The 14,967-nt window shown below is 36.1% G+C and carries 12 protein-coding genes, 1 pseudogene and 2 riboswitches; of the genes and pseudogenes, 6 read left to right on the forward strand and 7 right to left on the reverse strand.

What is annotated here, in order from left to right:
* The first annotated feature begins 198 nt into the window (after positions 1-198).
* The 3 genes from DJ93_RS06930 (at position 199) to DJ93_RS06940 (ending at position 2,778) form a co-directional block, all read left to right on the forward strand.
* Entirely contained in the window at positions 199-894 is a 696-nt protein-coding gene (locus DJ93_RS06930; protein WP_042979880.1) for a helix-turn-helix transcriptional regulator, read from the forward strand.
* Between the two features lie 139 nt (positions 895-1,033).
* On the forward strand, positions 1,034-1,276 hold the full coding sequence (locus tag DJ93_RS06935; protein WP_042979881.1) for a DUF2626 domain-containing protein: 243 nt from the start codon (positions 1,034-1,036) through the stop codon (positions 1,274-1,276).
* A gap of 107 nt (positions 1,277-1,383) precedes the next feature.
* Positions 1,384-2,778 carry an L-cystine transporter gene (locus tag DJ93_RS06940; RefSeq protein ID WP_042979882.1) on the forward strand — a complete coding sequence of 465 codons (1,395 nt, stop codon included), beginning with the start codon at positions 1,384-1,386 and terminating at the stop codon, positions 2,776-2,778.
* A gap of 440 nt (positions 2,779-3,218) precedes the next feature.
* On the opposite strand, the gene DJ93_RS06950 is transcribed toward DJ93_RS06940, so the two are convergent.
* Positions 3,219-3,434 (reverse strand): DUF3912 family protein, encoded by a 216-nt coding sequence (locus tag DJ93_RS06950; RefSeq protein ID WP_042979883.1) that lies wholly within the window; start codon positions 3,432-3,434, stop codon positions 3,219-3,221.
* A 251-nt stretch (positions 3,435-3,685) separates the two neighbouring features.
* Here DJ93_RS06950 and DJ93_RS06955 point away from each other — a divergent pair, with 251 nt between their 5' ends.
* On the forward strand, positions 3,686-3,997 hold the full coding sequence (locus tag DJ93_RS06955; RefSeq protein WP_042979884.1) for a hypothetical protein: 312 nt from the start codon (positions 3,686-3,688) through the stop codon (positions 3,995-3,997).
* A gap of 39 nt (positions 3,998-4,036) precedes the next feature.
* Here the strand turns inward: DJ93_RS06955 and DJ93_RS06960 are convergent, their stop codons facing one another.
* From DJ93_RS06960 to DJ93_RS06985, 6 genes and pseudogenes are all read right to left on the reverse strand, one after another.
* Positions 4,037-4,528, reverse strand: coding sequence for a hypothetical protein (locus tag DJ93_RS06960; RefSeq protein ID WP_042979885.1), 492 nt, complete (start codon positions 4,526-4,528; stop codon positions 4,037-4,039).
* Positions 4,529-4,779: 251 nt separating this feature from the next.
* Positions 4,780-5,156 (reverse strand): annotated as a pseudogene (locus tag DJ93_RS06965) (nucleoside 2-deoxyribosyltransferase).
* A gap of 78 nt (positions 5,157-5,234) precedes the next feature.
* Positions 5,235-5,495, reverse strand: a complete 261-nt coding sequence (locus tag DJ93_RS06970; RefSeq protein WP_042984157.1) for a DUF3966 domain-containing protein — start codon at positions 5,493-5,495, stop codon at positions 5,235-5,237.
* Between the two features lie 95 nt (positions 5,496-5,590).
* Complete coding sequence (locus tag DJ93_RS06975) at positions 5,591-6,649, reverse strand: undecaprenyldiphospho-muramoylpentapeptide beta-N-acetylglucosaminyltransferase (RefSeq protein ID WP_042979886.1); 1,059 nt, start codon at positions 6,647-6,649, stop codon at positions 5,591-5,593.
* Positions 6,650-6,667: 18 nt separating this feature from the next.
* Positions 6,668-10,066 (reverse strand): methionine synthase, encoded by a 3,399-nt coding sequence (metH, locus tag DJ93_RS06980; protein WP_042979887.1) that lies wholly within the window; start codon positions 10,064-10,066, stop codon positions 6,668-6,670.
* The gene (locus tag DJ93_RS06985; RefSeq protein WP_042979888.1) at positions 10,066-11,898 is read right to left on the reverse strand and encodes a bifunctional homocysteine S-methyltransferase/methylenetetrahydrofolate reductase; all 1,833 of its coding nucleotides are present in this window, start codon (positions 11,896-11,898) and stop codon (positions 10,066-10,068) included. Before DJ93_RS06985 ends, metH begins: the two co-directional genes overlap by 1 nt.
* A 70-nt stretch (positions 11,899-11,968) precedes the next feature.
* Positions 11,969-12,079: riboswitch (SAM riboswitch) on the reverse strand.
* Positions 12,080-12,282: 203 nt separating this feature from the next.
* Positions 12,283-12,396: riboswitch (SAM riboswitch) on the forward strand.
* 98 nt (positions 12,397-12,494) lie between these two features.
* Between DJ93_RS06985 and DJ93_RS06990 the strand changes: the two genes are divergently transcribed.
* Together DJ93_RS06990 and metC are read left to right on the forward strand one after the other, a co-directional pair.
* Complete coding sequence (locus DJ93_RS06990; protein ID WP_042979889.1) at positions 12,495-13,607, forward strand: methionine biosynthesis PLP-dependent protein; 1,113 nt, start codon at positions 12,495-12,497, stop codon at positions 13,605-13,607.
* Positions 13,604-14,767 carry a cystathionine beta-lyase gene (metC, locus tag DJ93_RS06995; RefSeq protein WP_042979891.1) on the forward strand — a complete coding sequence of 388 codons (1,164 nt, stop codon included), beginning with the start codon at positions 13,604-13,606 and terminating at the stop codon, positions 14,765-14,767. Before DJ93_RS06990 ends, metC begins: the two co-directional genes overlap by 4 nt.
* The last annotated feature ends 200 nt before the right edge of the window (positions 14,768-14,967 follow it).

A 14,967-nucleotide genomic window follows, 5' to 3' on the forward strand; every position in this document is an offset into this window, starting at 1 on the left:
CCCTCCTCACTATGTATATATCATGAAGAAATATATAAGAAAAATCATAACTTTTTCATTTTCCTTAGAACGAAAAGGGGAAATATGTTTGTGAAATTATGAACAATTTCTGAATTATTGTCTAAAATTACCTATATAAAAGGTTATTTGTATTATAATGTTAATATCTTGGATAAAGTGATAAAGGTGGAGATCCTCATGGAACAAGCTTTAAAAATTACAGGTGTTTTATCTGACCCAACTCGTTATTACATTTATAAATATATTTCTCAAAAACATAATTACGTAACTGTACAAGAAGTTGCGGATGAGTTTAGCATCCATCCAAACGTAGCACGTTTACATTTATCAAAATTAGAAGATGTAAACATGTTAAAATCAGAAACAAAGAAAACCGGAAAAGGCGGCAGACCGAGTAGACTATACGTATTATCGCAAGATGTGATTCAACTACAATTCCCATTTCGCGATTACCAATTATTAGCAAAAATCGCTTTTAATTCACTACTTAGCCTTGGTGCAGCTGGTGAAAAGGCTTTATATGAAACAGGAAAACAATTTGGTAAAGAATTAATGGAACAACATATGCAACGTCTAAATGTAAGTGAAGACGCATTAACATTAGAGCAAAAAGTCCAAATTGCGAAAGAAGCATTCTCAACTGCTGGACTATCTCCTGTATTTGAATTAAGTACAGATGGTACAAAAATTTTCTATGATGTACACAATTGTCCATTTAAAGAAGTTGCCATTCATCATTCAACTGAAATCTGTAACATGCACGGAGATATGATGAAAGGCATTTTCGAAATCTTATTCCCTAACATGGAATTAACACGAAACGATAGTCTACTGGACGGTTGTAAATCTTGTAATTACAAAGTTCAACTTTAATCATTACCTATACGGAAATGTGTCTGAAAGAAGTCAATTGCATTTGACTTCTTTTCTTTTTTCGCAAATATTTACAATAGTAAGAAAAATAAACTATAATGAAGAGAGGTTTACTTTTTCAGAAAAGGAGGGAGATGGCATGGAGCGCATGTTTCGCGTTCTCGGCTTTTGGACTGGAATTTTCGCGGTTATGTTTTACTTAGGGGATATGTATTCAACTGCACTACTATTTTTAGGACAAACAGGATTTTTCGTACTTTTAAGTTATTTAAAATTAACAGAGCGTATGTATATATACGTATTTGGGGCATATTTAACTGTTTTCTTCATCGGATTTACATACTACACAACATTTCTACTTGTCCCTGGTGTTGGACATTAAAAGATGGCAAATCGCCATCTTTTTTTTATTTTTCTAATTCCCTAGTTGACTTATAGGTTTTATTGCCATATATTCTATATAACAGATTGGAATTAGGGGGAATTAATATGAATACACTGCTAGTCGGAATTAACATCGCAGTCATGCTTATTTTAGTCGGCGTGTTGTATTATATGCAACGCAAGCATGTATCTTTTAATAAACGTGTATTTACTGCTTTAGGAGTCGGGATTATTTTTGGTCTTATCTTACAATTTATTTATGAACCTACTTCTAAAGTAATTATGGAATCAAACAACTGGTTTAGCTTAATCGGTAGTGGCTATGTGAAGTTGCTACAAATGATCGTTATGCCACTTATTTTAGTTTCTATTATCTCTGCATTTACAAAATTAAAATTAACAAAAAATCTTGGTAAAATTAGCGGGCTTATTATCGGAATTTTAATTCTTACTACAGGAATTGCTGCAGCTGTTGGTATCGCAGCAAGCGCAGGATTTGACGTGCAGGCAACTGGTTTACAACAAGGTGATGCAGAATCTGCTCGCTTGAAATTAGTAGAAGAGAAATTTACTTCTATCGAACAGACACCAGTTCCACAAAAATTGTTAGAACTATTACCTACAAATCCATTTCTTGATTTAACAGGTGCTCGTCCAACATCAACAATTTCTGTCGTAATTTTCGCGGCCTTTATCGGAATCGCCTTTATCGGTGTGAAAAGAAAATATCCAGAACAAGCAGAGCTATTTAAAAAGATGCTCGATGCTGTATATGCAATCGTAATGCGTATGGTAACGTTAATTTTACGCCTTACTCCATACGGTGTATTAGCTCTTATGACAAAAACGGTCGCTGGTAGTGATGTAAACGCCATTTTAAAACTTGGTAATTTCGTTTTAGCATCTTACGTAGCACTTATCGTAATGTTCGTTATTCACTTATTATTAATCGCTCTATCTGGTTTAAACCCAATTCAATATGTAAAAAAGGTGTTTCCAGTATTAACATTCGCATTTACTTCTCGCTCTAGTGCTGGTGCAATGCCATTAAATATTGAAGCACAAAAAGAAAAACTTGGTGTTTCAGAAGGAATTGCAAACTTTGCTGCATCATTCGGGGTATCTATCGGTCAAAACGGTTGCGCAGGTATTTATCCAGCAATGCTTGCAATGATGGTCGCTCCAACTGTAGGAATTGATCCATTACAGCCACAATTTATTTTAACTTTAATCGCTGTTGTTGCTATTAGCTCATTCGGTGTTGCCGGTGTTGGTGGCGGTGCAACATTTGCAGCTTTAATCGTACTTTCAACAATGAACTTACCAATCGGTATTGTCGCTCTTGTTATCTCTGTTGAGCCATTAATCGATATGGGGCGTACAGCTCTTAACGTAAGTGGTTCCATGACAGCAGGCCTTATTTCTAGTAAATGGCTTGGTGAATTAGATCATGATACGTATAATCAAGAGGATGTAAAAACTGGGGAAATTGCTTCATAATCAAAAAAAGACTCTAACATTCTATCATGTTAGAGTCTTTTTTTACTTCTTCCCTTCTTGCTCCCGATCCTTCAAACATAAGGCATAACATATTGTCTCAAATACTATAAATAAAGCTCTACCAATTATATTTATGTAATCTTACTATTATAGCTATTAGTTTCTCTTCTAACATCTGCAGTTAGTGCGTATCTAAACCCATGACGTATGACATTAACTGCTTATCGTGTAAAAATGTGAATAATCTTTAAAAAGTTTAAGTGATATTCGCTCTATCTCTTTTTCCATACATTGAATTTTCTCTTTCAACTCCAATGTAAATTCCTGTTCTTTATACTTCATTTTCGCCTCCTTAAACATGGAAAAAGAGAATACAACCTTGTATTCTCTCATTCTTATATCTCTAAAACTATCTTTTATTATCTCACAGCCCGTCCCTTTTACAAATAACCATTTTGCTCGCACCATTCATGAAATTGCCGTACATCTACTCCAACTAAAACGATATCTTTTAACTCCACATCAATATTTTGATCACCAATCACAATAATAAAATGCGGTTCTAATTGTTCTTCTTTTTTCTTTACAATTCCAATTCGGTTCCGATACGGTCCATCTTTCACATATGCTTTTTGTCCTACAATATCAAAGTTCAAGATTCTCACCTCTTTTACTGCGCTCAAATTGGAAATACGATCTCCACTCCGGAAAATTTCCTTTCATTGCACTATTTCTCTATATATATGATAAAACAGGAAAAGATTCCTCCCTTCATTACAATTATTTTTTCTTTGTTTCATTTTTATGATTTATACGTAAAAATTACAATAAAAAGCAATTGAAAACGCTTTCCTCACCTGATTTCATGCTATAATATAAAAGTAGAACTTCGTAAAGAGGGATAAAAATGAATACAACAATTATTACAAAAGTAATCGAAGCATTAAAAGTATACGGATTTCAAGACGTATCATTCTGCGAGGAAACAAAGCAATTTTCATTTCATAATCCAACTGATATTATGAGCGGCTATGCAGAAATAACATATAGTAGTCAATTCGAAAAATTTAACGTGCAAATCCATCCAATCGAAACGCATCATCAAGCAGAGCTACAAGAAGTTGAAAAACATATACAAGCTTGTATAAGAAAAGTGGAGTATTTAAACGCACTTCTTACAGGACAAACAAAATTAGATGATAAAATTATTATTATGTAAAAAAAGAACGTGAGGACATCACGTTCTTTTTCATTATTACTATTGTATATGCATCTTCTCTTTTAATTGTAAACCCGTCACAGACTCTAATACGTCCATTGCTTCTCCAACTGTCATATCAAAAATTGTCTTCTCTTCTATGTGTGGAAATTGTCTAAAACGCTTTTCTAATGTTTTTACCATATCTGATGTGAATACCGCGCTATCAATACCAAACTCTGTTTCAAGAAGTACAATCCAATCTAAAACATGAAACCCTAATCCATTTACGAATGAAATTAATTTTTCTTCAGGCTGTGAAGATAAGAATACGTAGCGCTCCATCTCAGCGAACAGCTCTTCTCCTAAAATTTCTGCTAGTTCATCATCATGTTCACGTTCCACAATTTCTTCATAGCCATAATCATCGACTAACTCTTCCACTTCTTCTCCGTCCATACAAAGTAATTGACTGCGAAGCGCATCTTTCTTAAATTCACTATTTTGCACAACTTCTAAAAAGCTCGTTTCCCATCCATTTTCTAATTGCATATTTATAACTCCTTTATCTTTACATATATATTTCACTTATAATAACTGTACCCAAAATAGACTAGTGGTAACCTTCATTCTTTATATGTAATACAGCCTATAACATATAAAACCATAGTATCCGCTATATTCCGAAACAATGTTTGAATTCACTCTCATCTAGTAGCATTCCCACTAATAGTATCGTCCCAATCAAGCACTCGTAACGAGTTTCATCCTATTGTAGATTTACTCAACAAATAGCGCCATATTTATGAATCCCTTTTATTCTTAACATATGAGGTGAATTCTTCTATTTCTCCTTCAAAAATATCCACTTCTGACAAATGATAAAACGTTGTTTGCAATGGGTTATTTCTATGATACACATAAATTTTCTTTGCTAAAGCAATTGCCATTCCAAACTCTGTATGACTTCCATTCCCACCATCTAATAGGAGCAAAAAGACATCAGCTTCTCGTATTCCTTCCTTTTCAGCCTGGCCAATCTTTTTTAATTGCTCTTTACTAATTGCTCTTTCATTTTTCGTCCAATCATATGTATGATGCCATCCATCTTTTTTAGCTCATTTGCTATAAAACAGACAAGATGTTTATTTTGAAATCCTGAAGCAATATAAAAATTCATTTATATATACTCCTTAATTATATATGGGGAAACTCCGCTTTAGCGTTAATGGGATTTTTTCAAAAGAAATCCCCATCCTTAGAACTTATTTGCGTTTAAATGATGGGGTGCCTCATGGTCTTCTTTTATTTTTTTTTTTTTATAACTTTCATCAGCTAACATTTCTAATTCAGCTGTTATTTCTGATTTTTCAAGCTCTCGTTCTTGTGAAAATTTCCGTGAAATATAAACAATAACACTACCAACGTACAACACAAAGCATATAATAAGTGCAGTATTTTCATAGAGACTTAGCTCCAACACAGTCACTCCTAATCCATTCGTATTTTCACGCTTAATTAATTGGAATTTCCCTACTAACCATTTGTTATTGTAACATAAATTTATCAATTCTAGGAATCTTTCATCCTACTAAAAGAGGCATGATCGTTTAATCATGCCTCTGAAATATGATGAATGATCGTTTTAATCGCTTCTTTTCCATTGTATTTTTTTAATGAAGTTTTATACGCCTCATTATTATGATTCAACTCTTCAACATGCTTTAAAAGAGATTTCACAGTTACGTCTTCTTCATACAATACTGAGGCATACCCTTGTCTTTCAAAGGATTCCGCATTTAAGATTTGATCTCCACGACTTGCAAATTTCGATAATGGAATTAAAACCATCGGCTTTTGTAATGTTAAAAACTCAAAAATCGCATTGGAACCCGCACGTGAAATAACAAAGTCTGTTGACGCTAATATATCGGGTAACTCCCCATGTACGTATTCAAATTGTTTATATCCTTCTTTATTTTGTAAACTTTCATCAAGATTACCTTTTCCACAAAGATGAACAATTTGATACTTTTTAAGAAGTTCTGGTAACGCTTCTCGAACCGTTTCATTCATTTTCTTCGCGCCTAAACTTCCTCCCATAATCGTAATAACTGGCTTTTCACGTGAAAATCCTAGAAACTCTAAACCCTTTTCACGATTTCCCTTTAACACTTCTTCACGTACAGGAGATCCCGTATATATTACTTTTTCTTTCGGTAAATGTTTCGCTGCTTCTTCAAATGTAACAAATATTTTTGAAGCGAAACGGAGCGCAATTTTGTTTGCTAGTCCTGGCGTCATATCAGATTCATGCAACAAAACCGGTACACGATTTAGCCATCCACCAATAACTACTGGTACAGATACGAAACCACCTTTTGAAAAAATAACATCTGGTTTTAGTTTTCGAATTCGTAAGTACGCATCCATAACACCCTTCATCACAAGAAAAGGATCTTTTATATTTTTCAAATCAAAATAACGACGCAACTTTCCGCTTGCAATGCTATAATACGGAATTCCTTCGTTTTCTATAATCGTTTTCTCAATTCCTTGATGAGAACCGATATAAGAAATATCCCAATCCTGTTCTTGTAAATATGGAATAATTGCTAAATTTGGCGTTACATGTCCTGCTGAACCGCCACCTGTAAAGACTATTTTTCTCATACGTCTCCCCCTTCTACACTATAGTACACTAAAATACCTTGCTTCAGGGTGAGAAAATACCATTGCCGTTACAGATGCTTCTGGCTCCATCATAAATCCTTCCGTTAATGAAATACCAATTTCCTCCGGTTGAATTAAACGAAATAACTTTTCTTGATCCGCAAGTTCTGGACAAGCTGGATAACCAAATGAAACACGAATCCCTCTATATTTTGTTCGAAAACGTTCCTCCATCGTCATTTCAGGTGAATCAGGAATTCCCCAACGATCTCGAATTAACATATGTGTTTTTTCTGCTAGTCCCTCCGCTAATTCAAGCGCTAATGATTGGATCGCATGACTGCGCAAGTAATCTCCTTTCGCCTTCCATTCCTCTGCGATATCACGAACTCCTTCCCCAACAGTAACAGATAAGAAAGCAACGTAATCCATCTCATCTCCAGTAGGACGTAAATAATCTCCTAAAGTACGGTATGGTACTTTTCCCTGTCTTGGAAATGAAAAACGCTCTATAATACGCGTATGGTCTTCTGGACTATAAATAATAATATTTTGTCCGTCACTTTGTGCAGGGAAAAATTGATATACCGCTTTTGGACGTAACCAAGATTGTCCTTCTTGTAATAATTCATCAATTAGGTCGTTTAGTTCCTGTGCCCTTTTATCTCCTTCTTGCAGAAGCTTTTTTACATTTCCTTTTAACCCAAGATGATGCCCAAGTAACATTTGTCTATTTAAAAATGGTGCAAGATGTGAAACGGGAACATCGCGTAGTACAACTCGTTTCGTTGAGTCTGGTATCATCACTTTTGCTTTTGGTAGAGGCTCAATCACTAATGGAACTTCTACTTTTTTCTCTTCTTGTTTTACAATATGAAGATGACGTTCTTTTTTATCTTGCTTCATTTTTTCACGTTCTTCTTCTTTTTGTAGCCTGTTAATAATATCAAGACCTGTCATCGCATCACTCGCATATAATACAAGCCCCTTATAAGAAGGAGAAATGCGATTATCTGTAAATTTTCTCGTTAATGCTGCACCACCTACAACAATTGGAATCTCAATATTTGCTGCTTTTAAATCTTCAGCAGTTGTTACCATTTGTTGTGCTGATTTTACTAACAAACCAGAGAGTCCAATAATGTCTGGTTTCTTTTCTTGTACTTCTTGAACGATGCGATCAGAACGAACATTAATTCCTAAATTAATAATCTCATATCCGTTATTTGATAAAATAATTTCAACAAGGTTTTTACCAATATCATGTACGTCTCCTTTAACAGTTGCTAATAATACTTTTCCTTTTTTAGCGCTATCACTAGATTCCATATACGGCTCTAAATAAGCTACAGCCGCTTTCATACTTTCAGCGCTTTGCAACACTTCAGCGACAATAAGCTCATTATTATTAAATAATCGCCCTACTTCATCCATCCCCGTCATAAGTGGACCGTTTATAATATCAAGAGGTTTTCTACCTTCTTCAAGCGCAAGACTCAAATCCTCTTGCAATCCTTGTTTTGTTCCTTCTACAATGTAGTTTGCTAATCGTTCATCGAGCGTTAATGTTTCTTGGACAACAACATCTTTCTTTTTCACAATTCGATAAAAGTTTGTAAATTCTTCTAACGTTTCTTTCGTCGTTTCGAATAATAACGCATCTGCAAGTTGCTTTTCTTCCTCTGGAATTGACGCATAACGCTCTAATTTTTCAGTATTTACAATCGCATAGTCTAACCCCGCCTTTGTTGCCTGGTATAAAAAGACGGAATTTAATACTTCCCGACCAGCTGGCGGTAAACCAAATGATATATTACTTACACCTAAAATCGTTAAACATTCTGGCAACGCTTCTTTAATAAGACGAATTCCTTCTATTGTAGCTGCTGCTGAACCGATATATTCTTCATCTCCGGTTCCTACAGGAAATACAAGTGCGTCAAAAATAATATCCGATGGACGTATACCATATTTCTTCGTTAATAATTCATAACTTCTTTTTGCAATTTCTAGTTTTCTTTCCGCGCTAACAGCCATACCCTCTTCATCAATTGTTCCTACTACAATAGCAGCTCCATACTTACGAATAAGAGGTGTCACTTTTTCAAAACGTTCTTCTCCATTTTCTAAATTAATAGAGTTAATAACACCTTTCCCTTGAATATAAGTAAGAGCTCTCGCCATCACATTTTCATCTGTTGAATCAATCATAATGGGTACTTTTAACACTTTCGTAACCTCTGCTAAAAAGTTTTCCATATCTTCTACTTCATCACGATCTGGATCTGCCATACAAATATCAATAATATGTGCATTTTTCTTAACTTGCGCTCTTGCAACTTCAGCAGCCTCTTCAAAGTTTCCTTCCGCCACTAATCGTTTAAATTTACGCGATCCAATTACGTTCGTTCTTTCTCCGACAAATAATGGTCTCATAGAATCATCATATTGCAGCGCCTCTAACCCACTTACCCCATGTCCTTTTCGTTCACGAATTTCACGAGACTCAAGAGATGTAAGTACCTCTTTCATTGCTCTTATATGATCTGGTGTTGTACCACAGCAACCACCAATAATATTAATCCATCCTTCTTCAGCAAAACGCTTCACTTTTTCAGCAAGTGAAGCCGGAGATTCATGATAATGTCCATCCTCATCAGGAAGACCAGCATTTGGATAACAAGAAATGTAGCACTCTGATAAATCAGAGAGAGAACGAATATGTTCCCTCATAAATTCCGGTCCAGTCGCACAGTTTAATCCAACAGACAAAGGCTTCATATGTTCTACCGATAAATAAAATGCTTCAATCGTTTGACCAGCTAAAGTCGTTCCCATCGGCTCAATTGTTCCTGAAATCATAAGGGGTACAATTTGGTTTAACTCTTCAAATGCCAATTGAATCCCCAAATATGCTGCTTTCACATTACGCATATCTTGACTCGTCTCAACGAGTAATACATCCACACCACCTCTTAGCAATCCCCTCGCTTGCCTTGTATAGGCTTCAATTAATTCTTCAAATGTTACGCCACCCGTTACACTAATCGCTTTCGTCGTCGGTCCCATCGCCCCCGCTACATATACTTCTTTTCCACTCTCCGTTACAGCTTGCTTTGCTAAAAGCGTAGCCCTTTCATTCAATTCTTCATCTAAATGCGACAACTCATAATCACTTAGTACAATATTCGTCGCACCAAATGTATTCGTTTCAATAATATCCGCACCAGCTTCAATATACGCTTTATGAATATTTAAAATTACATCTGGTCTTGTTTTTACTAAATATTCATTACAACCTTCATATTCTTCACCACCGAAATCGGCAGCAGTTAAATCCGCTTGCTGGATCATCGTTCCCATTGCACCATCTAATAATAAAATGTCGTTTTGTAATCTCTCTTCTATTCGCTTCATTATTGAATACCCTCTTTCACTTCTTGCTTTTCTCTCACATATTTAACGAGATGCTCTGTAATTTCATATTTCAAAAATGGTGTGATGAGATATATACCATTAAAATATTTCATCGCAGTATCAATTAATTCTTGTGAAATACGAATCCCTTCTTCAATGGCTGCTTCTTTTGTTTCATGTCCGCCCAATCTTTGTCTTACTTCTTCAGGGAGTGTAATCCCTGGTACTTCAAAATGAAGAAAATCAGCATTACGTTTACTTACTAACGGCATAATTCCAATAAAAATCGGTTGTTCCAAATGTTTCGTAGCCTCATATACTTCTTCAATTAACGCTACATCGTAAATTGGCTGGGTTAAAAAATATTCTGCTCCAGCGGCGATTTTTCGTTCCATTCGTTTTACAGCTGCTTTTAAATGCCTTACGTGGGGGTTAAAAGCTCCTCCAACAGAAAATCTCGTTGCAGGTCCAATCGATTTCCCTAAAATTGAGCGGCCATCGTTCATTTCTTTAATCATTTTAATTAATTCAATAGATGATAAATCATATACAGATGTTGCACCTGGGAAGTCGCCAACACGGGCTGGATCACCAGTTAAAGCTAATACCTCTTCCATACCGAGCGCTGATAAACCAAGTAAATGAGACTGCAATCCAATGACGTTATGATCTCTACATGTTAAATGTGTCAATACTGGAATATCATGCTTCGTTAATAACGCTCCCATCGCCATATTAGAAATACGAGGTGATGCCAACGAATTATCCGCTAGAGTAATAGCATCAGCACCTGCTCTTTTCAATGCTCTAGCCCCTTCAAAGAATCGCTGTGTATCTAAAGTTTTTGGCGGATCTAATTCCACTACAACCGTCGTTTGCTTCTTCGCTTTCTCTGCGAGCGTAACGTGAGCTCTTGAGCGCTTCTCGTGTGTATGAATTACTTTCGGTCTTTGGATGATTTTTTTTTCTGTAACAGGTGTTACATTTGTAATGGCACGTTTCATTCCTTCAATATGTGCTGGTGTCGTTCCACAACAACCGCCTAATAGACGAATGCCTTGCTCAATAAATTTTGGCGTCATCGCTTCAAAATAGGCTGGACTTCCTTCGTATACGTAACGACCTTCTACATAATTTGGGAGACCTGCGTTTGGATATGCTGATAAATAACCGTTTTTAGGAATCGATATCATTTTGAAAGCTTCCGTCATGTGTAAAGGCCCAAGTTGGCAGTTTAACCCAATTACGTTCGCACCATAATCTAAAAGTCTCGTTACCATTTCGTTCACATCATTACCATTTTGAGTCGTTCCTGCCTCATGTAACGCTAACTGTGCCACAATTGGAATATCCGTTTGCTTGCGTAACACTTTTACTGCATGAAGCAGTTCAAATTCGTCATAAAACGTTTCTAATAACAAACCGTCAACCTGTTCTTCTAATAAGGCACTCGCCTGCTCAAGCAGCATAAACTCTCGCTCCATATTAGTTGTTGTAACAGCTCCAATATGCTTCATACCACCAATTGTTCCTAAAATTGCATTTCTCTCATTTACAGATGCTTTCGCAAGTTTGACCGCCTCTTTATTAATTTGAATAACTTGGTTTTCCAAACCGTACATACGTAACTTTGCTTCATTTGCACCATACGTATTCGTTTGAATCACATCAGCACCAGCAGCTACATATTGTTTATGAATAGATATAATTAAATCTGGATCAGACAAATTCAATTCTTCAAAACTACTTTGTAACCCATGTGAATGTAATAATGTTCCAACTGCACCATCACCTATTACAATACCTTTTGATAATAAATCTAGTAATTTCACGTATCTCCCTCATTTCTATCAATATAAAAACCCCCTCATCACTTTGAAGAGGGGGACATAATCGTTCCTCCTCTTATCATGCAAAACCATTCGTTTTGCAGGTATTAGCACCGTTTCAAACATTTCGTTTGAAGGTTGCCGGGTTTCACAGGGCCTTTCCCTCCACCGCTCTCAATAAGAGTTTATCTTTTCTATTTATTTATGTAGCTAAAAGGAAATACGTTCCCCTTTTAACAATGTTTGTTAATTTTCTAATAAATTTAGCATGCACTAAAATAAAAGTCAATGACACTTGCGGAAAAATAAAAATATTTAAAATAAAGTTGCAATTCAATTATCTTTTGTTGTAAAGTTAAAAACATAATAAAAATTTCATACAAACTATTCTTATCTAGAGAGGTAGAGGGACTGGCCCTATGACACCTCAGCAACCATTAACGTTCATTCGTTAATAAGGTGCTAATTCCAGCAAATTGTGAAAAATTTGACAGATGAGAAGAAGACTCTATTCAAACCAAAAGCCTTCTTCTTAGAAGGCTTTTTTATTTTTATTCTGAATTCACTTAGTCGTTCACTTTACAAAGGAGGAATTTTACATGTCAACAATTGAAACAAAACTAGCACAAATCGGCAACCGTAGCGAAACTACAACAGGAACTGTTAACCCACCTGTTTATTTCTCAACAGCTTATCGTCATGAAGGAATTGGAAAATCAACAGGTTTTGACTATTCAAGAACTGGAAATCCTACTCGAGGCCTTTTAGAACAAGCCATCGCTGACTTAGAAGAAGGTGAACAAGGTTATGCCTGTAGTTCAGGAATGGCAGCAGTTCTCCTCGTTCTATCACTCTTCCGCTCCGGAGATGAACTTATCGTATCCGAAGACTTATATGGGGGCACTTATCGCTTATTTTCTGAACATGAAAAAAAGTGGGATGTTCGATGTAGATACGTAGATACACAATCTATTAAACAAATTGAGCAGGCGATCACTTCTCAAACGAAAGCTATTTTCATAGAAACACCAACTAATCCATTAATGCAGGTAACCGATATTGCAGCTGTCGCAAGTGTAGCAAAACGTCATGAGCTACTTCTTATTGTAGATAACACATTCTACACACCTTATATACAACAGCCATTAACAGAAGGTGCAGATATCGTTCTTCATAGCGCAACTAAATATTTAGGTGGTCATAACGATGTACTCAGCGGACTTGTCGTTGCGAAAGGTCAATCACTTTGTGAAGAACTTGCCCATTATCATAATGCCTCTGGTGCTGTTTTAAGTCCGTTTGATGCATGGCTATTGATTCGCGGCATGAAAACTTTAGCACTTCGCATGAAACAACATGAAGAAAATGCGAATGCAATTGTTTCTTATTTAACCAATGAAGATGGCGTTACCGATGTATTTTATCCGGGGAGAGGCGGCATGATTTCGTTTCGTCTTCGTGATGAAAAATGGATTAATCCATTCTTACAATCTTTATCCTTAATTACATTTGCTGAAAGTCTGGGCGGAGTTGAGAGTCTAATGACATATCCTGCAACACAAACACATGCCGATATTCCAGAAGAAGTACGAATAGCACGTGGTGTATGTAATCGCCTCCTTCGCTTCTCAGTTGGTATCGAAAATAGTGACGACCTAATTCAAGACTTAAAGCAAGCCATTAAACTTGTAAAAGAAGGTGTAAGAATATGAGTTATTCCGTAGACACACTCTTACTTCATAATCAATATAAACATGATTCACAAACCGGGGCTGTTAACGTTCCCATTTATAACACATCAACATTCCATCAATTTGATGTAGATACTTTCGGAAAGTACGACTATAGTCGATCTGGGAATCCAACACGTGAAGCACTCGAAGATATAATTGCTCTATTAGAGGGTGGAACGAAAGGGTTTGCCTTTGCTTCAGGCATCGCAGCGATCTCTACTGCTTTCCTTCTCCTCTCACAAGGGGATCATGTTCTTATCTCGGAAGATGTATATGGCGGAACGTACCGAATTGTTACAGAGGTACTCTCTCGTTACGGCGTTTCACATACATTTGTTGACATGACCAATATAGAAGAAGTAGAAAGAAATATTAAACCAAATACAAAACTCTTCTACATCGAAACACCATCTAACCCATTATTAAAAGTAACAAATGTTCGTGCTGTATGTGAATTAGCAAAATCTGTTGATGCTCTTACGTTTGTTGATAACACGTTTTTGACCCCACTATTCCAAAAACCACTTGAACTTGGGGCCGATGTCGTACTTCATAGTGCAACAAAATTTATCGCCGGTCATAGCGATGTTACCGCTGGATTAGCAGTCGTAAAAGATGAGGGGCTCGCTCAAAAACTTGGTTTCTTACAAAATGCTTTTGGCGCTATATTAGGGCCACAAGACTGTTCTCTCGTACTCCGTGGTCTCAAAACATTACATGTACGACTTGAACATTCAGCAGCCAACACCAATAAAATTGCCCATTATTTAAAAGAGCACTCAAAAATTAAAAACGTCTATTATCCTGGATTAAAATCACATCTCGGCCATGATATTCAATTGTCTCAGGCGACATCTGCCGGGGCCGTTTTATCTTTCACTTTGCAATCAGAAGAGGCACTACGCCAATTTTTATCAAAAGTAAAACTCCCTGTATTTGCTGTTAGCTTAGGGGCCGTCGAGTCTATCCTTTCTTATCCAGCGAAAATGTCGCACGCTGCCTTATCACAAGAAGCACGAGATGAACGAGGTATTACGAATTCATTGCTTCGCTTATCCGTTGGTCTTGAAAATGTAAATGATTTAATATCAGACTTTGAAAACGCCCTTTCTTACGTAGAAGAGCCCGTGAATGCATAAGAAATTCTAGTACTTTCACGTTTCATTTCAATTACACAAAAAAGAACCTGAATCCCAGGCTCTTTTTTGTGTAACCTTCCCGCTTTTCAACTTGAATTATATTCTATATGTAAATCGATAATTCCTTTTTCGCATTATTTAAAAAATTTTGTATATTGATTTGAAAGAACAAAAAAATCATGATAAAATTGTGTTACAAG

Origin of the sequence: Bacillus clarus, assembly GCF_000746925.1 — a bacterium.
GTDB classification, from domain to species: domain Bacteria; phylum Bacillota; class Bacilli; order Bacillales; family Bacillaceae_G; genus Bacillus_A; species Bacillus_A clarus.